This is a genomic window from Limnohabitans parvus II-B4, from assembly GCF_003063455.1.
GTDB classification, from domain to species: domain Bacteria; phylum Pseudomonadota; class Gammaproteobacteria; order Burkholderiales; family Burkholderiaceae_C; genus Limnohabitans_A; species Limnohabitans_A parvus.
In genome coordinates, this window is record NZ_NESN01000003.1 from 41,988 (window position 1) to 62,742 (window position 20,755).

Below are 20,755 nucleotides of genomic sequence, written 5' to 3' on the forward strand. Positions count from 1 at the left end.
GATGAGCAACCTCTGGGACGCCTCGGGCATTTTGCCCAACAAAAACATTGTCATGGCGGGTGAGACCATCCCCGCGATTTTCTGGAACGCGGTGGCTGCCCGTGGCCCCAACGTGTGGATGCGCCAAAAAGAGCTGGGCATCTGGCGCAGCTGGACTTGGAACGAGACCGCCAAGGCTGTGCGTGAGATAGGACACGGCCTGATGTCGCTGGGCTTTGAGCCCCACCACACCGCGTCCATTTTGTCGAACACCAACATCGAGTGGGTGTTGTGCGACTTGGCTGTGCTGAGTGCGGGCGGTGTGTCCAACGGCATCTACCCCACGGACGCCGCCGATCAGGTGCATTACCTGAGTGAAGACTCGGGCACCTCGGTTTTATTTGTTGAAGACGACGAGCAACTCGACAAGGCGCTGGCGGTGCGCGACAGGCTGCCACTTCTGAAGAAGATCGTCGTGTTCGACATGGATGGCCTGCGCGAGTTCAAAGACCCGCAGGTGATCAGCCTGGATGACTTGCGCGCTTTGGGCCGAGAGCATCTGGCATCGCACCCCGACATGCTGACGCAGCGCACCGCCGCTTGCCGACCCGAAGACCTCGCCATTTTGGTTTACACATCCGGCACCACCGGCAAGCCCAAAGGCGGCATGCACAGCCACCGGGGTTTGGTCTACAGCGTGCGGGGTTACAACACCCTGATTGCGCGTGACGAGACCGACGAGTGCATGTGTTTCTTGCCCCTGTGCCACATTGCCGAGCGCATGGGCGGTGAGTATTTCTCGCTGTACACCGGGGCCAAACTCAACTTTGTCGAGAACCCCGAAACTGTGCCTGAGAACGTGCGCGAGATTGCGCCAACCGTGTTCACGGGTGTGCCGCGTGTGTGGGAAAAGTTTTACTCTGGTGTGATGATCGCTCTCAAAGAAGCGGGCGGTTTTCAGCAAGCTGTTTATGGCTGGGCCATTGGTGTGGGCCAGCAGGTGGCTGAATTGGTGTTGCAACGTCAACCCGTGCCCGCGCACTTGAAACTGCGTTTTCATGTCGCCCGCTGGTTGGCACTCAACAACGTGCGCAAGATGATCGGCATCCACCGCGCCCGCTTTTTGGTCACGGGCGCAGCCCCCATCTCACCTGATTTGGTGCGCTGGTACTTGGCGCTGGGTCTGCCCATGCTCGAAGTTTGGGGCATGACCGAAACCTGTGGTGCCGCCACTGGCGTGCCCGCCAGCCACATCAAGCCTGGCTCGATTGGCCCGGCGGCCGACTTCAATGAGGTGCGACTGGACCCAGTGACCAGCGAAATCTTGGTGCGCGGCACCAACGTGTTCATGGGTTACCTGAACCTGCCTGACAAAACGGCTGAGACCATCGATGCCGATGGCTGGTTGCACACGGGCGATGTGGGCGTGGTGGATGAGGAAGGGTTTTTCCGCATCACCGATCGCATGAAAGACATCATCATCACAGCAGGGGGCAAAAACATCACCCCCAGCGAACTCGAAAACGAATTGAAATTCTCCCCTTACATCACCGACGCGGTGGTGATTGGCGATAAAAGGGCTTACCTCACAGTGATCATCATGATCGATCAAGAAAACGTGGAGAAATACGCACAAGACAACGATGTGCCGTTCTCCAATTACGCCAGCTTGACGCATGCAGCCGAAGTGCAGGCCCTCATTCAGGGCGAGATGGAGCGTGTGAACAAGAAGTTTGCCCGCGTTGAACAGCTCAAGAAATTCTGGTTGCTCGACACCCAACTCTCGGCCGAAGATGAAGAGCTGACCCCCACCATGAAGCTCAAACGCAAATTGGTGGAGAAAAAATACGCCCCTCAAATCGAGGCGATGTACCGCTGACCGATTCACCTTTCACTTTCAAAACAGGAGACAAAACCCATGAAAATCAAACTCAGTCTGATCGCTGCGGCGATGGCCTTGACCGCAGGCGCGGCCTCAGCCCAAGCCACTCAAGGTGTGAGCAAAAACGAACTCGTGCTGGGGTCCATTCAGGATTTGTCCGGCCCACTGGCAGGCTTTGGCAAGCAAGTGCGCCTGGGCATGATGCTGCGCGCAGATGAGGCCAACGAACAAGGCGGTGTCGGCGGTCGCAAGATCAAACTCTTGGTGGAAGACTCGGGCTATGACCCACGCCGTGCGGTGCTGGCCGCCCAAAAGCTGGTCAACCAGGACAAAATTTTCGGCATGATTGCCCACATCGGCACGGCCCAGAACATGGCCGCGATGCCCGTGCAGTTCCAGAAGAATGTGGTCAACTTTTTCCCTGTGACTGCAGCGCGCGAAATGTATGAGCCTTTCCACAAGCTCAAGTACTCTTTCGCGTCGACCTACTTCGACCAGATGCGTTATGCCGTGCCGACCATGGTCAAGGAAAAGGGTGCCAAGCAAATTTGCGCCATGTACCAAGACGATGAATTTGGTTTGGAGGTTTTCCGTGGTGCAGAAGCTGGCTTGAAAGACGCTGGCATGCAGTTTGCTGAAGTCACCACCTACAAACGTGGCGCGACCGATTTCGCCTCGCAGATGCAAAAGCTGGCTTCGGCCAAGTGTGACCTGGTGGTCATGGGCACCATCATCCGCGAAACGATTGGTGGCATTGCCACTGCGCGCCGCCTGGGCTTTAACCCGACCTTCATCGGCTCGAGCGCTGCTTACACCGATCTGATCCACAAACTGGGTGGCCCCGCCATGAACGGCTTTTATGCCACCATGACTGTGCAGCATCCCTACCTGGACGAAGCCGCGCAGAACATCCGTTTTTGGGCCAACAAGTACAAGACCAAGTTCAACGAAGACCCCACCGTGTTCTCGGTCTATGGCTACAACGCCCTGGATGCCTACTTGCGTGCGGTTGAAAAAGCCGGTGCCAACCTGACCACCGAAACCTTCATCAAGGCCATGGACACCATGAAGATCCCGACCGACATGTTCGGCAGCCCTGAAATGACCTTCAGCCCGACCAAGCGCCTTGGTAGCAACATCTCGCGCATGTCGCAGATCCAGGATGGTCGTTGGAAAGTCGTTGCCGACTACCCCAAAGCCAAGTGACCCATGCAGCTTCGGCTGCATGAAAAAAACCGCCAATGCCCGAAAGGGCTTGGCGGTTTTTTCTTGGATTGGATCAAATCCCCAATTGCTTGGCCGCCAGCTCTTTCATGATTTCTTCGGCGCCGCCGCCGATCATCATCACTTTCACTTCGCGGTAAACCCGCTCGCTCACGGTGCCTCTCATGTAGCCCATGCCGCCCAGCATTTGCACGGCGGCATCGGTGCAAAACTGCATCGTCTGGGTGGCGTGGTTTTTGAGCAAACACACCTGCGCCACCCACTCGGCACCGGTCTGGCCCGCATCGGCTTGCTGCGTGACGGCGTCCACCCAGGCTTGGGTGGACGAGATGCGCATTTGCATGTCCATCAACTTGTGGCGAATCGCCTGGCGTTCAATCAAAGCCGCGCCAAAGGTCTGGCGCTGGCGTGCCCAGTCCAGCGCTTCGTCAAAACAAGCCTCTGCAAAACCCAGCGCCATGGCCGACATGGCCAGTCGCTCGCCGTTGAAGTTGCCCATGATCATCTTGAAGCCCGCGCCTTCTTCGCCCAGGCGGTAACGCTGCGGCACGCGCACGCCATCAAAGTGCAGCTGCGCGGTGTCCGAGCTGTGCCAGCCCATCTTGTGCAGGCGCGTGCGCGTGATGCCCGGCGTGTCACCCGGCACCACGACCATCGAGATGCCGCTGGCCCCTTTGCTGGCCGGGTCAGTGCGCACGGCCAACGTGATCCAGTCGGCACGCAGGCCCGAGGTGATGAAGATCTTTTCACCGTCGATCACATAGTCGGCTCCGTCGGCACGGGCCGTGGTCCGCAGGCTGGCCACGTCCGAGCCGCCGCCGGGCTCGGTGATGGCGAGTGCCGCGATGCGCTCGCCGCGCAACACCGGCGGCACCACTTCGGCCTGCAGCTCGGCACTGCCGTGCGCCATGAGCGGCGGCAGGCCGATGTTGTGTGAAAACAAGCTGGCCATCACGCCACCGCTGCCACCGTAACGCGCCAGAGTTTGCGACAGCAGGTTGCGCGCGCGCCAAGGCGCGGGTGTACCGTCCAAGTGCTCGGGGTAGCCCAGGCCCAGCAAGCCCAACTGCGCGGCCTGGGTGTACAGCGAACGGTCAAACTGACCGGATTCTTCCCAAGCGGCCACATGGGGCGCGATGGCCTGCTTGGCAAAACGCTCGACTGTGGTGTGCAGGCTTTGCAGGTCGTCTGCAGTGAATGGGAGAGTGATATCGGCGGTGTTCATGCTGCGTCCTTCCATTGCACCAGCACCTGACCGGGGCTCACTTGTTGGCCTGTTGACACCGGCACGCTGTGTACCACGGCGTCGCGTGTGGCGGTCAGGGTGTGTTCGAGCTTCATGGATTCAATGACCAACAGCGCGTCACCTTGTTTGACGCTGTCCCCCTCACGCACATGCAGCGCGATGAGCTTGCCATTGAAGGGCGCCCGCAGCATTGTGGCCGCTTGTGCGTTGGGGCCGCTGGCAGGGGCGCTGTGGCTTTGGTCGCTCAGCCAGAGCTCCGCGTGGTGTGGGCCTTGCATTTGCACATGCCAACGCGCTGGCGTGCCGCCTGTGTTGACTGCCTGCGCTTGCCAATGCACACCGTTCAGGGTGATCAAGAGCGTGTGGTGATGGGAACCGCTGGTGTGTTTGTTGGGGGCATGTTGGATCTGTGCTGTGTGTGTGTCATCGCCTTGGTGCACCCGCACCCGCACCAGGCCGTGTCCAAGTTCATGCACTGCCGCTTGCCAAGCGTTGGCCTGGCCCGAAAAGCCCATGCGCACCGGACGCGCAAAGGGGCTGGCCATGTGCTGCGCGGGCGGGTTTTGGGCGTACAGCACCGCGAGCGCGGCCACGGTGTGTGCATCGGCGCTGGCTTGCAAGCGTTCACGCACGGTGTCGGCCTGCTCGGCCAGGAAAGGAATCAAGGCATCACCCACGCAGAAAACCGGGTGCTGCAAACATGCAGCCAAAAAAGCGCGGTTGGTGGGCAGGCCCAGCAGGGTGGTGCGCTGCAGGCCAGCGCTCAGGCGTTCAATGGCTTCAAGGCGGGTGGGCGCATGCGCGATCAGCTTGCCGAGCATCGAGTCGTAATGCGGCGTGACCACGGCCCTTGCATGCAGCGCATGGTCAAAGCGCAAACCTGTTGGCTCTGCAAAGGCCAACACCGTGCCAGTCTGCGGTGTGAAGTGTTCGTCTTCGGCGCACAGCCGCACCTCGATGGCGTGGCCTTGCATGCGCACATCGGCTTGTGCCAGCGGCAGCGGCTCACCGCGTGCGATGCGCAGTTGCCACTCGACCAAGTCGAGCCCCGTGAGCATCTCGGTCACCGGATGCTCCACCTGCAGCCGGGTGTTCATCTCCATCAGATAAAACGGTTTGTCCGCTTGGGCTTCGTCCAGCAAAAACTCCACCGTGCCCGCGCCCACATAGCCCGCCGATTGTGCGAGTGCGATGGCTGCTTGCCCAAGTTGCTCGCGCAGCGCAGCGCTCACGGCCGGGCTGGGTGATTCTTCAATGATTTTTTGGTGACGGCGCTGCACCGAGCAATCGCGCTCGCCCAAGTGTATGCAGTGGCCTTGTGTGTCGGCCATGATCTGCACTTCGATGTGGCGGGGGCGCAGCAAGGCGCGCTCCATCAGCAAGTCGCCGTTGCCAAAACCGGCCAGTGCTTCGGAGCGGGCGCTGTGCAGGGCGGGCAGCAGCTGGGCCATGTCGGTCACCAAGCGCATGCCGCGCCCGCCACCCCCGGCCACGGCCTTGACCATCAGCGGCAGTCCCAACTGCTCAGCTTGTGCGGTGAAGGTGGCATCGCTTTGGTCCGCACCAAAGTAGCCCGGCAGACAAGGCACGCCGTGCTGCAGGGCCAGTGCTTTGGCGGCCGACTTGCTGCCCAGGGCGCGAATGGCCGCAGGCGGCGGCCCGACCCAGGTCAGGCCCGCGTCGATCACGGCTTGTGCAAAGTCGGCGTTCTCGCTCAAAAAACCATAACCCGGATGCACCGCATCGGCCCCGGTGGCCAGGGCTGCCGCCAGCAGTTTGTCGATGCGCAAATACGAATCGGCCGAGAGCGTCCCGCTCAAGGCGAACGAGGTATCGGCTTCGTGCACATGCAAGGCGTCGCGGTCGGCGTCTGAATAAACGGCCACCGTCTGGATGCCCATGTGGCGTGCAGTGCGGATCACCCGGAGGGCGATCTCGCCTCGGTTGGCGATCAGCAGGCGGGTGACACTGTTGGGGAGGGTGCTGCTCATGGGTGTTTCTCTTGGCTCAATGTCCAGGGCGCGGGCTGTTTGCGTGCAAACGCGGCCAAGCCTTGGGCTGCCTCGGCGCTGCGCAGGCTGTGTGCAAAGGCCTGCGCAGCGGCATCGCGCAAATCGGGCACAGGGCCGCGCAAGCTGCGCAGCAGTTGTTTGGTGCTGGCCACTGCGCCGGGTGCTGCACGCATCAGGCGCGTGATTGTTTGTTGCCAGGCTTCATCGCTGTCCTCTTCGAAGACTTCGTTCACCAAGCCCACTTGGTGCGCTTGGGCAGCGGAGTAGCTCAGGCCTTGCAGCAGGCACTGGCATGCCGCGCTCTCGCCCAGGCGTTGCCACACAAATGGCGCAATCTGCGCAGGCGGCAGGCCCAGCGTGACCTCGGGCGTGCCCAGCACCGAACGTTTTGTGGCCACCACATGGTCGGCGCAGCACACCAGGCCAAAGCCGCCACCCATGGCCGCGCCATCCACCCGGCACACCAGCAACTGGGGCAGGGCGCTCAAGGCATGCAGCAGGTCACCGAATCCACGGTTCATGGCCAGCAGCGGGTCGGTTTGCCCCTCTTGCAAGGGTTGGCCAATCAGGCTGGCAAAGCCGCCCAAACTGCCGCCCGCGCAAAAGGCACCGCCTGCGCCGGTCAGCACCACAATGCGCAGCGAGGCGTCTTGTGCCGCCCGCGCACAGGCTTGCAGCAAGCCGTCCACCACGGCATCGCTCAAAGCGTTGCGTGTGGCCGGGTCGTTCATCGTCCAGGTCTCGACCGCACCCTGGCGCTCGATCAATAAAGTGCTGCTCATTTCTGGGGCCGTTTGGCAATACCCATCATCTTGGACAAGATGCCCAGCATCACCTCGTCCGCCCCGCCGCCAATGGACGCCAGTCGGCCATCGCGGTACATGCGTGAAACCTTGTTCTCCCAAGTGAAACCCATGCCGCCCCAGAACTGCAGGCAGGTGTCGGGCACTGTGCGGTTCAGGCGTCCGGCTTTGAGTTTGGCCATGGTCGCCCATTCGGTCACGTCTTCGCCTGCGATGTAGTGCTCACAAGCTTGGTAGGTCAGGGCGCGAAGGCACTCCACGTCGGCTTTGAGTTCGGCCAGCTTGAACTGCACCCACTGCTGGTCGGCCAGTGTGCTGCCAAACAGCTTGCGATCTTGTGCCCAGTCCACGGTCCACTGAATGCAGTTGGTCAACGACTGCAGCGTGCTGGCCGCGCACCACAGGCGTTCCTCCTGAAACTGCTGCATCTGGTAGATGAAGCCCTGGCCCTCGGCACCGATGCGGTAGCGCTGCGGCACACGCACCTCGTCAAAATAAATCAGGCCCGTGTCGCTGCTGTTCATGCCGATTTTTTTGATCTTTTTGCCCACCTCGATGCCGGGCAACAGCTTGCCGTTCTCGCGCATCGGCACCATGATGAGACTCTTGTTTTTGTGGATTGGCCCCTCGCCGGTGTTGACCAGCATGCACATCCAGTCGGCCTGCAGGCTGTTGGTGATCCACATTTTTTGGCCGCTGATCACGTAGTCGTCACCGTCCTTGCGGGCCACGGTTTTGATGCCCGCCACATCGCTGCCTGCACCCGGCTCGCTCACGCCAATGCAGCCCACCATGTCGCCCGCAATGGCCGGGGCCAAAAACTGTGCGCGCAACTCGTCGCTGCCAAAACGCGCCAAGGCGGGCGTGGCCATGTCGGTCTGTACGCCAATGGCCATGGGGATGCCGCCGCAGTCGATGTGGCCCAGCGCTTCGGCCATGGCCATGCTGTACGAATAATCCAAGCCCGCACCGCCGTAAGCCTCAGGCTTGGTCAGGCCCAGCAGCCCTAAGTCGCCCATCTTTTTAAAGACCTCGTGCGCTGGAAAAATCTCGGCCGCTTCCCATTCGTCCACATGGGGGTTGATCTCGGTCTCTATGAAACGCTTGAGCGTGTTCTGGATTTCGCGGTGCTCGTGGGTGTATTGCATGGCTTGTCTCCTGGTACTTTGTTGGGTTTCTGTTATGTCGGCTGACGCAAAGGCTTGTCATGCCGCGCATGATGCAAAAGCTTGTCATGCCGGACTTGATCCGGCATCCATGTGTGAACAGGCATGGACCCCGGGTCAAGCCCGGGGTGACAGAGAAGGTGGTCAAGCCCGGGGTGACAGAGAAGGTGGTCAAGCTCCTGGTGACAGGGAGTCTGGTCAAGCCGGAGGTGACAAAGCGGAATGTGCTTGTGAATGGTCATGGCGCTCACATTCGCGCCACGCCAAAACTCGTGGCGCGGGGTTGGCGGGCTGCACTCTCGGTACAGGTGTCGAGGCAAAAAGATAGCACGCTGCGCGTGTCACGCGGGTCGATCACGCCGTCATCCAGCACCAGGCCGCTGGTGTAGAAGGCATCGGCTTGCGCTTCAAACAAGGCCACGATCTTGTCGAACTGCGCCTGCAGTTTGTCGGGGTCGGGCGTGATGCCTTTGCGTGCCATGCCGGCTTCGGCCACGATCTGCATGGTGCGGGCGGCTTGCTCGCCGCCCATCACCGCCGTCTTGGCCCCCGGCCAGCTGAACAAAAAGCGTGGCGCATAACCCCGGCCGCACATGCCGTAGTTGCCCGCTCCAAATGATGCCCCGCATTGGATGGTGATTTGCGGCACCGTGGCACTGGTCACGGCCTGGATCATCTTGGAGCCGTGTTTGATCATGCCGCCTTGCTCGCTGTCTTTGCCCACCATGTAGCCGGTGGTGTTTTGCAAGTAAATGATGGGGTGGCCCAGCTGGCACATCCACTGGATGAAGTGCGTGGCCTTGTTGGCCCCGGCCACATCGATGGGGCCGTTGTTGCTGATGATGCCCACCGCATGGCCGCCGATGCGCGCCTGCGCACACACGGTGGCCGCGCCGAACAATGGCTTGAATTCCAGAAAATCCGAATCGTCCACCAGCCGCAAGATGACCTCGCGCATGTCGATCGGTTCGCGGTGGTGGGCGGGCATCAGGCCCAGCAGTTCTTCGGCATCCCAGCGCGGAGGCTTGGCTTGTCTTTGTGTTGAGTGCGCGGCCCAGTCCCAACGCGCCACCACATCGCGTGCCGTGCCCAGCGCGTGGCGGTCGTCTTCGCACAGGTATTCGCCCAGGCCCGACACACTGGTGTGCATCTCGGCACCGCCCAGCTCTTCTTCGGTGGCCACTTCGCCCGTGGCCGCTTTGAGCAAAGGCGGCCCGGCCAGAAAAGCCCGCGACCTGCCGCGTACCATGATGACCGTGTCACTCAGGCCCGGCATGTAGGCCCCGCCTGCGGTGCCCGAGCCGTGTTGTACTGTGAGCACCGGCAAGCCTGCGGCTGACAAACGGGCGAGGTTGCGAAACAGGCTGCCCCCCAGTACAAAGCCCTCGACCTTGTACTGCATCAGATTGGCCCCGGCGCTTTCGACCAGGTGCACAAAAGGCAGTTTGTTTTCGAGGGCGAGTTCTTGCACCCGCAAAATCTTTTCCAAGCCCCGAGCCTGAATGGCCCCGGCCTCGATGCCCGAGTCACTGGCCACCACCATGCAGCGCACGCCACTGATGAAGCCGATGCCCGCGATCATGCCGCCGCCGGGCACCGACTTGGCCGGGTCAGGCGTGTCTTGCATGAAGCCCGCCAAGGCGCACAGCGGCAAGAAGGGCGCACCGGGGTCGAGCAGCAAAGCCACGCGTTCACGCGGCAGCAACTGGCCGCGCTTGTCAAACACGGGTTTGGACTGGGCCGAGGCAAGCGCTGCGCGGTCTTGCAGGGCCTGCCACTGCGCCAAGCGGGACAGTGCTGCGTCGCGCCGTTGCTGGGCCACAGGGCTGTGCGGGTTCCAGGTGGATTCGAAATTCATTGGAAAACCTTGGGGGTCACGGCGCGGTGAAAGCCGTTAAAAGGTTTGACGGCGTCGCGTTCTTGCACATCGGCTTGGGCCACACCTTGTTGCCAGCCCATGCGCATTTGCGGGCGGGCACCGTCCACACGCAGCACGCTGCCGCTGATGAAACTGGCAGCGGGTGACAACAAAAACACAATGGCTGCTGAGGTTTCGGCCTCGGTGCCAAAGCGGCCTTGGGGAACCGTGTTGCGCATCTCGCGCAACATCGGGCCTGCCTCGGGCGGGTAGTGGTCCATGCCGCTGCTGGCGATGTAGCCCGGAGCCACGGCGTTGACGCGCACACCCTCTGCTGCCCACTCCAGTGCCGCGGTTTCCGTGAAGCTGACCATGCCCGCCCGCGCTGCGCCGCTGTGGCCCATGCCGGGCATCGAGCCCCACATGTCGGCCACGATATTGACCACCGCGCCGCCATGCTGTTGCATGCTTTGGTTGAAGCACTCGCGTGCCACCAAAAAGCCGCCGGTGAGGTTGGTGTCGATGACCGCCTGCCAGCCCTTGGCACTGGTGCTGGCTAAGGGCGAGATGTATTGCCCGCCCGCGTTGTTGACCAATCCGTGGATGCGGCCGTGCTGCTGCTGCACTTGCGCGACCATGGCTTTCACATCGTCTTCGCGTCGGATGTCGGTGCTGTGCCAGCTGGCTTGGCCGCCGTCGCCGATGATCTCTTGCGAGGTGGCGCTCAGCTTGTCGGGGTTGCGGCCCACCAGCACCACATGTGCGCCCAGGCTGGCCAGCTCGTGCGCAGTGCAGCGGCCAATGCCAGAGCCACCGCCGGTGACCATGATCACTTGCCCCTTCAGCAGGCCGGGGGTGAATACGGATTGGTAATGTGTGTGTGTGCTCATGCGGGGTCTCTCAAAAACAAGGCCAGCGCGGCCTCGGTCAGGTCATCCAAGGTGGCGCGTTGGTTTTTTTTGGCGGATGTTTTTGGGGACGGTGGCTGGTACCACTGCACCGACCAATTGAGTGCGCCAAAAATCATCAGCCGCGCCAGACCGACCGGCGCTTGCAGTTGACCGCTGTCGTGCAGGGCTTGCAGCACCGGTATCCAGACGGCTTCGTAGTCGTCCTTGATCTGCGTGATGGTCTGCCGCTGTTCTGCGCTAAGCGATCGCCACTCGTACAGCATCACCGGGATGAAATCGCTGTCTGGTCCCAGCAGCACATCGAACTGGTTGCGGATCAGCACGCGCAAACGGTCGCGGTCAGTTTTTTGTGCACTCAGCGTAGCGATGGCAGCGTTTTGTCGCACGGCGGCTTGCCTCATGCCCTCGACCATCACGGCCAACAACAGGTCTTGCTTGTTGCCGAAATGGTAGAAGGGCGAGCCGGGCTGCATGCCCACTTGCGCTGCGATTTCGCGGGTGCTGGTGGCGTCGTAACCTTTGCGGTGGAAGAGCTGCGCAGCGGCTGCAATCAGCGCCTGGCGGCGGTTGCCATCGTCGCGCTCGCCCTCGGTCTTGCGGGGGCGGCCGCGTGTGCGCTTGGGCGCAACGTGGGTGGGAGAGCTGATCATTTTTTAGCTGTCATGCCGGACTTGATCCGGCATCCATGTGCGAAGGGGGATGGACCCCGGGTCAAGCCCGGGGTGACGCTGTGACTTGTCATGCCGGACTTGATCCGGCATCCATGGGTGAACAAGAATGGACCCCGGGTCAAGCCCGGGGTGACAAAGGGAAGAGTCACGGCCGGAGTGACATATGAGGGGTGTGACACGGTGTACGCGCTTCAGCGCCCCGCCAAACCCATGCTGCGCGAGATCACTTCTTTCATGATCTCGTTGGTGCCGCCATAAATGCGTTGCACACGCGCGTCGGCATAGGCGCGGGTGATGGGGTATTCCCACATGTAGCCGTAGCCGCCGTGCAGCTGCACGCATTCGTCCATCACCTTGCATTGCAAATCCGAGCACCAGTACTTGGCCATGCTGGCGGTCGCAGTGTCGAGCTTGTCTTGCAGCAACAGCTCTGAACATTTATCCACAAACACGCGCGCCACCTGCACCTCGGTCTGCAACTCGGCCAGGGTGTAGCGGGTGTTTTGGTAATTGCCCACAGCCTGGCCAAACACCTTGCGGTCTTTCACATACTGCACGGTCCAGTCGATCGCCGCTTGCGCAGCCGCAATGCCGCCAATCGCAATTTGCAGGCGCTCCCAAGGCAGCTGCTCCATCAGGCAAATGAAGCCCTTGCCCTGCATGGCGGTGCCGCCCAGCAGTTGGTCGGCGCTGACCTTGACGTTGTCAAAAAACAGCTCCGAGGTGTCTTGCGCTTTGAGGCCCAGCTTTTTCAAGCGCTTGCCTTTTTCAAAGCCGGGCATGCCGCGTTCAATGAGGAACAAGCTGGTGCCTTTGGCGCCAGCGGCTGGGTCGGTCTTGGCCACCAGGATGACCAAGTCGGCGTGCCAGCCGTTGGTGATGAAGGTCTTGCTGCCGTTGATGAGGTAAGTGCCATCTGGCTGGAGCATCGCTGTCGTTTTGACGCCTTGCAGGTCCGAGCCCGCTGCGGGTTCGCTCATGGCAATCGCGCCCACCATCTCGCCGCTGGCCAGCTTGGGCAGGTACTTTTGCTTTTGTGCCTCGGTGCCGTAATGCAAGATGTAAGGGGCCACGATCTCGCTGTGTAAGCCGTAGCCGATGCCGCTGAAACCGGCGCGTGCAAGTTCCTCCATCTGCACCACCGAATACAGCTTGTCCGCGTCCGAGCCGCCATAGGCCTCGGGCAGGGTCATGCACAAAAAGCCGTTTTCACCGGCCTTGTCCCACACGGCGCGGTCCACGAAGCCCTGCTCTTCCCAGGCGTCGTGGTGGGGGGCGATTTCTTTGTCCATGAAGCGGCGAAAGCTGTCGCGAAAAGCTTCGTGGTCGGCGGTGAAGAGTGTGCGTTCAATCATGGTTTCTCCGGTCAAAGTCAGTGTGAAAGTGGTTCAGCGGGGCATGAGTTGGTAATAGTCAAAACCGGCGCTTTGACCGCCCAGGCAATCGGCAAAGAAGTCCTCGATCTCGCGCCACATGGTCAGTCGGTTTCGCCATTTGTTGATGCCGTGCCCCTCGTTGGGGAACACCAAGTAGTTCACCGGATGCTCACGCTGGCGCAACGCGTTGACCACATCGTCAGAGTCCTGTCGCAGCACACGGACGTCGTTGGCCCCGTGGATCACCAGCAGAGGTGCTTGGATCTGGTCGAGGTAGGACACGGGTGAGTTGCGCAGCAGGTCGGCTCGCTCGTCGGGTTTGTTCACGTCGCCGTAGGTGCGGGTGAAATAGTGGCGGTTGCGCCAGAAAGGTGGCAAATTTTCCATCACACGAGGCCAGTTCGCCACACCCACCACGTTCACGCCGCAGCGGTAGTTGTGTGGTTTCTGTGCCAGCTGCGCCAGCACGGAGAAACCACCGAAGCTGCCTCCCATCACTGCCAGTCGCTGCGGATCTGCCACACCTTGGTCCACCGCCCACTGCACCGCTTCAGCAATGTCTTGCTGCACCCGGCCGTTGGTTTGCCGGTTGGCGGCCTCCAAGTGCGCGCGACCATACCCAGTAGAACCTCTGTAATTCACCTGCAGCACCGCATAGCCTCGGTTGACCAGCAATTGACGGGCGTTGTAAGCGGCGGGCAGCCAGTTGTCACGCGCCCAAGGGCCGCCGTGAATTTCCACCACCATGGGTGTTGCGCCCTGCACCCCGCGTGGTCGTATCAGGTAACCCGCAATCTTGCGCCCGTCGCTGGCATTGAACTCGAAGGGCACCGTGGGTGAAAGCACCTCCGCCAGCTCTTTGAACTGCGAATTGAGCCGCTGCACGCTGCCCGTTTGGCGGTCCCACAACAGCTCGGCTGTGTCAAAGTCGCTCTGGCTGCGCAGCAAAACCCGGCGGCCGTCGGCGCTGCCGCTCCTGCGGACAAGGGTGGTGGGCGGGGCAGTCAGCAGGCCTTGTTTCAAGGCCTGCGCCGCCACCGCTTGAACCTCTTGTCCGAAGGCTGAATTCAGGTGGTGCACCTGCGGGTAGCCCGGCTCCACCACATAGCCCACCGGTCCGCCATGCCTGCCCTCAAACAGCACCTGGACCAGATCCACCCGCTCATGCTCGGCCAGCACACTCTGCTGACCACTGTCCAGGTTCAGTTCAATCAGCGCGGTCTTGTCTCGGCCCAAGTTGGACAAGGCCCAAACGCGCCGAGCCGAGTTGTCAATGCGCAGCACCCAGAAGCTGTCAAAGCCGCCCACAGTTTGCAAGACGCGCCACTGGCCATCTGGCAGCAGCAGCTCGACCACACTGTCTGAGCCGTCAGGTCTGGCGAGCTGGCGCACCCGCCCAGAGAGCTGGCCTTGGGTATCGATCAACCAGTGCAACACCAGACCATTGTTGCGGGCCACTTCACGCAGCGTGCGGCTGCCCGCATCGGCCTCGTACAGATCGAACGAGGCGCGGTCGCGCTGGTTGCTGGCCAAGAAGAACCGGGAACTGCCCTCTGGCCCCATGCCAACCACGAAGCTGCGTACGCCTTGCGCAGGCGTCAAAACCCAAGGCGCCAAAGTGCCTTGATCGGCATCCTGGACAAAAAGACGGATGTTCTCGTTGCCTTGCTCGTCTTTGCTGAACACGAAATGGCGGCTGTTGGGCAACCAGTTGTAATAACCACCACCACGTCCTTGATTGCCTACGGGGTAGGCCGTGACGGCTGCGTTGGCCTGCACAGCACGCACCACCAGTCCCGTGTCCAGTCCCACGGTCTGCGACCACAACAAGCGCTCGCCGTCGGGCGACATTACAAAACCACCGGTGCGCTCGGTATTGGCCACAAAAGCACGCACCGGCAACAAAGGCGCAAGCTGCCCGGCCACCTGGGCTGCTTGGAGTCTGGGGTGTTGTGGTGATACGGCACATGCTGACAACGCAAGGGCTATCACCAAAGCGCCCAGTCTGCCTGCAGTCCTGACCATCCATTGTGTTTTCATCATCTTGGTCCTCCTTAACGCTTTGGGGTGGGGTTCGCCAGTCGGGATCATTCTGGTTTGATTCCAGTGGACTGGATGCCCCATCTGTTTATTTATGCCAAGCATTTGCTTGGTAAAAGTTTATACTGTTTGCTACCCCCCCAATACAGGGCAAACCCCCTGATGACACCGAGGAGACAAACCCCATGAGCGAAGCATTTGTGTACGACGCCATACGCACACCGCGTGGCAAAGGTAAAAAAGACGGCAGCCTGCACGAGGTCAAGCCCATCAGCCTGCTCTCAGGCGTGTTGCGCGAGCTGCAAAGCCGAAACCAGTTCGACACCGCTGCGGTAGATGATGTGGTGATGGGCGTGGTCTCGCCCATTGGTGAACAAGGCTCGGTCATCCCCAAAGTGGCGGCGCTGGCAGCGGGCTGGGACTGGCGCTGCTCGGGCGTGCAGCTCAACCGTTTTTGCGCCTCGGGCCTCGAAGCGGTCAACATGGCTGCCATGAAAGTGCGCAGCGGCTGGGAAGACCTGGTGGTGGCCGGTGGCCTGGAGAGCATGAGCCGCGTGCCAATCGGTTCGGACGGCGGTGCCTGGGCGCAAGACCCCGAAACCAACAGCGCCACGCTGTTTGTGCCGCAAGGCATTGGCGCTGACTTGATCGCCACCATGAGCGGCTTCACGCGTCACGATGTCGATGCCTTCGCGGTTGAGTCGCAAAAACGTGCCACCGCAGCGCGTGCAGCGGGCTATTTCGATGGCTCGGTCGTGCCGGTCAAAGACAAGCTGGGCCAGATCATCCTGGCGCAAGACGAATTCATAAAACCCAGCACCACGGTGGAAACACTGGGCGGCCTCAAAGCTTCGTTTGAACAACTGGGTGCGATGGGTTTTGACGCCGTGGCTTTGCAACGCTACCCGCAGGTCGAGCGCATCCACCATGTGCACCACGCAGGCAATTCGTCCGGCATCGTGGACGGCGCAGCGGCTGTGCTGATCGGTTCGGAAGCCGCAGGCAAGACCCACGGCCTCACGCCACGCGCCCGCATCGTGTCGGTGGCTTTGTCGGGGGCTGACCCGACCATCATGCTGACAGGCCCCATGCCTGCTGCACGCAAGGCGCTGGCCAAGGCGGGCCTCACGATTGACCAGATCGATTTGTTCGAGATCAACGAAGCCTTTGCCGCCGTGCCCATGAAGTTCATGCAGGAGATGAGCGTGTCGCACGACAAGGTTAACGTGAACGGCGGTGCCATCGCCATGGGCCACCCGCTGGGGGCTACGGGCGCGATGATCATGGGCATCTTGATTGACGAGCTGCACCGCCGCAAGCTGCGTTACGGCATGGCCACTTTGTGTGTGGGCGGCGGCATGGGCATCGCCACCATCGTTGAACGCGTTTGACCTGGGAGACACCAAAATGATTTTGAAAACACTGCGCTACGAACTGGCGGACGGCATCGCCACCATCACCTTTGACGAGCAGGGCTCGCCGGTCAACACCATGTGCCTGCAATGGCAGGCCGATCTGACCCAGGCGGCTGAGCAAGTCCTCCAAGACAAAGCCCAGATCAAGGGCGTCATCCTGGCCTCGGCCAAGTCGACATTTTTTGCAGGGGCCGACCTCAAGGGCGTGATGCGCTCGCAAGCCTCGGACGGCCCGCGTGTCTTTACCGAGATCGAAGGCATCAAGAAAGCTTTTCGCACCATTGAAACGCAAGGCGTTCCCGTGGTCAGCTGCCTCAATGGCTCGGCCCTGGGTGGTGGTTGGGAAGTGGCCTTGATCGGTCACTACCGCATCGCCACGGCCAATCCCAAAACGCAGTTTGGTTTGCCCGAAGTCACGCTGGGCTTGATTCCCGGTGGCGGCGGCATCACCAAGATGACACGCCAACTGGGTCTTTTGGCAGCGCAGCCCTATGTGCTGGAGAGCAAACTCTTTGTCCCTGAAGAAGCGCAAAAGCTGGGCCTGGTGCACGAGATTGTGGCCAGCGACGACGAGCTGCGCCCCCGCGCTCTGGCGCACATTGCGGCAGCCCAAGGCCAGCCCGAAGCGGCCCAGCACCTGTGGGACCGCAAGGATTACAAAATGCCCGGCGGCACGCCCAGCAACCCCAAGATCGCGGGCATGCTGAGTGTGGCCCCGGCCGTGCTCAAGCAAAAAACACGCGGCCTGTACCCCGCGCCCGAAGCGGCGTTGGCTGCTATGGTCGAAGGCGCGATGGTGGACTTTGACACCGCCATGCGCATCGAAAGCCGTTACCTCGCAGGTCTCATGACCAGCCAGGTGGCGCGCAACATGATCAACACCTTCTTCTTCAACATGAACAGCATCAAGGGTGGCCAAAGCCGCCCCAAGGCTGCACCGCGCTACAAGCCACAAAAGGTGGGCATCTTGGGCGCGGGGATGATGGGCTCGGGCATTGCGTATTCACAAGCCAGCCGGGGCATCGCCACGGTGCTCAAAGACGTGAGCGTTGAAGCCGCAGAAAAAGGCAAGGCCTACAGCCACAAGCTCACACAAAAGCGCGTGGACAAAGGCCGCATGACCGCAGACAAACAAGCGGCCTTGTTGTCACTGATCCAGCCCACCGCCAGCGCCGCAGACCTGAAGGGCTGCGACCTGATCATCGAAGCCGTGTTTGAAAACCGCGAACTCAAGGCCAAGGTGACGCAAGAGGCCGAGCCCATGCTCGCCGAAGGTGGCTTCTTTGCCAGCAACACCTCGACCTTGCCCATCAGCGGCCTGGCCACGGCCAGCGCCAATGCGAATAAATTTGTCGGCATCCACTTCTTCAGCCCGGTGGACAAGATGCAGCTGGTGGAGATCATTCGCGGCGCACAGACCGACGACGAAACCATCGCCCGTGCGTATGACTATGTGCAGGCGCTGGGCAAGCTGCCGATTGTGGTGAACGACTCGCGCGGCTTTTACACCAGCCGCACCTTTGGCACCTTTGTGATGGAAGGCGCGGCCATGTTGGGCGAAGGCATCCCAGCCCCTGTGATCGAAAACCTGGCCATGCAAGTGGGCATGCCCGTCGGCCCGCTGGCCGTGCTGGACGAAACGGCCCTCTCGCTGTCGGTGCATGTGCTGGACCAAACCCGCGAAGACTTTGCCAAAGAAGGCAAAACGCACACCGCCACGCCCGGTGAGCTGTTTGTCGAGCGGATGGTCAAAGAACTCAAGCGCCCCGGCCGTGCCGCAGGCGGTGGTTTTTACGACTACCCCGCTGGCCAGAAAAAAGTGCTGTGGCCTGAGCTTAAAACCCGCTTTGAAAAAGTCGACGTGGCCTACAGCCAGCAAGATATCAAAGATCGCCTGCTGTACCGCCAAGCCGTGGAAACCGCCCGCTGCCTGCAAGAAGGCGTGCTGACCTCGGTGCACGACGGCAACATCGGCTCGATCTTCGGGATCGGCTTTCCGGCCTGGACGGGTGGCGCGCTGCAGTTCATCTATGGGCAGGGGGTGGATGCGTTCGCCAAGCGTTGCGCTGAATTGGCCGCGAAGTATGGCGCGGGGTTTGTGCTGACGACGGAAGTGATCGCCAGCTTGAAGCAGCATCAGCCGGTGTATTGAGCCTCAAGCCTGAGAAGGCTTGCAAGAAAAAACGCAGCGCCTGGGTTACTGGGCTGCTGCGTTTATTTATGGGGCTATGAAAGCGGTTGAGGCTTCTTGGGACGAAGAGAATCCGCCGTTCAAAAAGTTAAGTTCTCCGTCGGGTGTAGGCTGAATGCGGTCCACGCTGTTGTGTAATGAAACAATTCTGAAATTGCGTATTACTGTTAATTTGTAAAACTTTTAAGCTCTTTATAATTATACGAATGGCACTTAATGATGGTGTCATCGAATTCGTGGCCCAAGCAAGGCTGTCGTAGCGCAATACTTAACTTGCAGCAGGCGCTCTCCTATGAAGCTTATAGACGTCTCAAAAGACCTCCGTTATCTTTACATCCACACCGACGAGGGCACAAGGAAGCAGTCACTTGCTTGGCGAGGCGTTGAGCAACTTGAGCAGAAGTGCCGGTCTTTGATTGGCCAAGAAATCCGGCACGCGACATCAGGATCCTGGGACAAGGAGGTTTGGTTTCAGGACGTAATGTCAGTCAAGCCAGCATCGGCAGCCGTTGCAATGAATACGGCCATAACAGCTCCTTTGGCTAGTCCAAGCCAGTTTCCCTTGAACAGGACTTGGAGCACAAAGTCAGTTCGGCGCATCTTCGGCCCACCCGGAACCGGCAAGACCACTAGTCTTGTGAACATAGCCAAGACCGCCATTGCAGCCGGCATGCCTCCAGAAGACGTAGGCTACTTTGCATTCACCAACGTGGCGGCCGATGAGGCGAGGGACCGCATTGCCAAGGACTTGGACCTCGAACCGAATCGGTTCGCAAATTTTTCGACGCTGCACAGCCTCACGACGCGCATGGGGGGCAATGAAGGGAAGGGACTGTGCCAGAAGGAGCACTTCAAGGTCTTTGACCCTAGCATAGGCATTCGAGAGGAATGGCTTCGAGCAGGCGATGCGTCGAGCGTTGTAGTTCGGCCCGAACACCCAGTGCTCAGCGAGTACAGCATCATGTTCAACCGAAAACATAAGGTGCCATCCTTCTCGGGCAAGTCACTAGAAACAGCCAAACAGTGCTTAGGTCAATATTTCGGCCAGTCGCTCGACGAAGAAGATGTTCATGAGTACGCCGAAAAGTACTTTGGTGCCTACCAAGCATTCAAACATGGCAATAGGCTAGCTGACTTCAACGATGTGATCCTTTCAGTGGCTAATGATGCCTTTCCGGCGGATAGGATTCCGACATTCGAGCTGCTCATAATCGATGAAGCCCAGGACCTTAGTGCTCTGCAGTGGGACGTCGTCAACAAGCTCGCTGATAAGGCTCGAACAACCATCATTGCCGGCGATGATGATCAAGCAATCATGGAGGGTTTCGGGGCTGCACCGCACCTATTTAATGCATTCCCGACAACTGAACCTGATCAGGTGTTACCTGTCTCGTATCGACTGCCGAAAAACATCAAGAACTTCATCGACAAGGCGATCGTTCCCATATTGGCGCAGCGCGTGGGGCGCAAAGATAAGCAGTGGTCGGAACATATGGATGAACAGCACGGAGGAGAGGTGATTCAGTCGATTCAACTACCAGTGAAGGATGCATCCGGAAAGTCCACCCGCGAGTCCTTGAGCCTTAAAAGACTATTGCGTATGGTCGAAGCAGCTAAGAATGAGGAATGGCTCATCATGGCGCCTACGCGGGCCACTTGCGATATGGTTTCTGCTGGACTTGCCGCTTTGCAGATTCCGCATTTCTGCCACCGAAAGGATGTGCTGGGGACCGACAGCAAGATCCAAGTTCAGACGATACACACCTCCAAAGGAATGGGTATGGACAACACAGCCCTCGTATCTATCTCGCGTGGAGACAGCTACTTGCTGAACCACGATGCACGCTTGCTCTACGTCGCGCTCACCCGTTCTAAGAAGCGGTTGTATATCGCCAACAGGTAGGGCGCGCGATGACCTAACAGGAAAGCTTCGAAGCAATATCCAGCTTGGATGGACGGCCGCTTTCGTAGCATTCCAAAA

Annotated in this window: 14 protein-coding genes; 5 read left to right on the forward strand and 9 right to left on the reverse strand. The window is 60.4% G+C overall.

All coding sequences use genetic code 11. The annotated features are described in order from the left end of the window. Position 1: 1 nt before the first annotated feature. Both B9Z37_RS08670 and B9Z37_RS08675 read left to right on the forward strand, forming a co-directional pair. A complete protein-coding gene (locus B9Z37_RS08670) occupies positions 2-1,858 on the forward strand; it encodes an AMP-dependent synthetase/ligase (protein WP_108312639.1) in 1,857 nt (618 codons plus the stop codon). Positions 1,859-1,897: 39 nt separating this feature from the next. After that, positions 1,898-3,067 (forward strand): ABC transporter substrate-binding protein, encoded by a 1,170-nt coding sequence (locus tag B9Z37_RS08675; protein ID WP_108312640.1) that lies wholly within the window; start codon positions 1,898-1,900, stop codon positions 3,065-3,067. A gap of 73 nt (positions 3,068-3,140) precedes the next feature. Here B9Z37_RS08675 and B9Z37_RS08680 read toward each other — a convergent pair whose 3' ends face one another. The 9 genes from B9Z37_RS08680 to B9Z37_RS08720 all read right to left on the reverse strand — a co-directional run bounded on the left by B9Z37_RS08680 (position 3,141) and on the right by B9Z37_RS08720 (position 15,171). Further along, the gene (locus tag B9Z37_RS08680) at positions 3,141-4,310 is read right to left on the reverse strand and encodes an acyl-CoA dehydrogenase family protein (protein WP_108312641.1); all 1,170 of its coding nucleotides are present in this window, start codon (positions 4,308-4,310) and stop codon (positions 3,141-3,143) included. Next, a complete protein-coding gene (locus B9Z37_RS08685) occupies positions 4,307-6,322 on the reverse strand; it encodes an ATP-binding protein (RefSeq protein WP_108312642.1) in 2,016 nt (671 codons plus the stop codon). The genes B9Z37_RS08680 and B9Z37_RS08685 overlap by 4 nt, the downstream gene beginning before the upstream one ends. Next, entirely contained in the window at positions 6,319-7,125 is an 807-nt protein-coding gene (locus B9Z37_RS08690) for an enoyl-CoA hydratase/isomerase family protein (RefSeq protein ID WP_108312643.1), read from the reverse strand. The genes B9Z37_RS08685 and B9Z37_RS08690 overlap by 4 nt, the downstream gene beginning before the upstream one ends. Then, complete coding sequence (locus B9Z37_RS08695; protein ID WP_108312644.1) at positions 7,122-8,294, reverse strand: acyl-CoA dehydrogenase family protein; 1,173 nt, start codon at positions 8,292-8,294, stop codon at positions 7,122-7,124. The genes B9Z37_RS08690 and B9Z37_RS08695 overlap by 4 nt, the downstream gene beginning before the upstream one ends. 265 nt (positions 8,295-8,559) lie before the next feature. Beyond that, a complete protein-coding gene (locus B9Z37_RS08700; protein ID WP_108312645.1) occupies positions 8,560-10,170 on the reverse strand; it encodes an acyl-CoA carboxylase subunit beta in 1,611 nt (536 codons plus the stop codon). Next, positions 10,167-11,060, reverse strand: coding sequence for an SDR family oxidoreductase (locus B9Z37_RS08705; protein ID WP_108312646.1), 894 nt, complete (start codon positions 11,058-11,060; stop codon positions 10,167-10,169). The genes B9Z37_RS08700 and B9Z37_RS08705 overlap by 4 nt, the downstream gene beginning before the upstream one ends. Beyond that, positions 11,057-11,731 (reverse strand): TetR/AcrR family transcriptional regulator, encoded by a 675-nt coding sequence (locus B9Z37_RS08710; protein ID WP_108312647.1) that lies wholly within the window; start codon positions 11,729-11,731, stop codon positions 11,057-11,059. The genes B9Z37_RS08705 and B9Z37_RS08710 overlap by 4 nt, the downstream gene beginning before the upstream one ends. 212 nt (positions 11,732-11,943) lie before the next feature. Beyond that, positions 11,944-13,107, reverse strand: a complete 1,164-nt coding sequence (locus tag B9Z37_RS08715; protein WP_108312648.1) for an acyl-CoA dehydrogenase family protein — start codon at positions 13,105-13,107, stop codon at positions 11,944-11,946. A 33-nt stretch (positions 13,108-13,140) separates the two neighbouring features. Next, positions 13,141-15,171: an alpha/beta hydrolase family protein gene (locus B9Z37_RS08720; protein ID WP_167394354.1), complete on the reverse strand. Its 2,031-nt coding sequence runs from the start codon at positions 15,169-15,171 to the stop codon at positions 13,141-13,143. 140 nt (positions 15,172-15,311) lie between these two features. Between B9Z37_RS08720 and B9Z37_RS08725 the strand changes: the two genes are divergently transcribed. The 3 genes from B9Z37_RS08725 to B9Z37_RS08735 all read left to right on the forward strand — a co-directional run bounded on the left by B9Z37_RS08725 (position 15,312) and on the right by B9Z37_RS08735 (position 20,677). Further along, positions 15,312-16,559, forward strand: coding sequence for an acetyl-CoA C-acetyltransferase (locus B9Z37_RS08725; protein WP_108312650.1), 1,248 nt, complete (start codon positions 15,312-15,314; stop codon positions 16,557-16,559). Between the two features lie 22 nt (positions 16,560-16,581). Further along, on the forward strand, positions 16,582-18,735 hold the full coding sequence (locus B9Z37_RS08730; protein WP_108312977.1) for a 3-hydroxyacyl-CoA dehydrogenase NAD-binding domain-containing protein: 2,154 nt from the start codon (positions 16,582-16,584) through the stop codon (positions 18,733-18,735). Between the two features lie 331 nt (positions 18,736-19,066). Next, positions 19,067-20,677, forward strand: a complete 1,611-nt coding sequence (locus tag B9Z37_RS08735; protein WP_108312651.1) for a UvrD-helicase domain-containing protein — start codon at positions 19,067-19,069, stop codon at positions 20,675-20,677. The last annotated feature ends 78 nt before the right edge of the window (positions 20,678-20,755 follow it).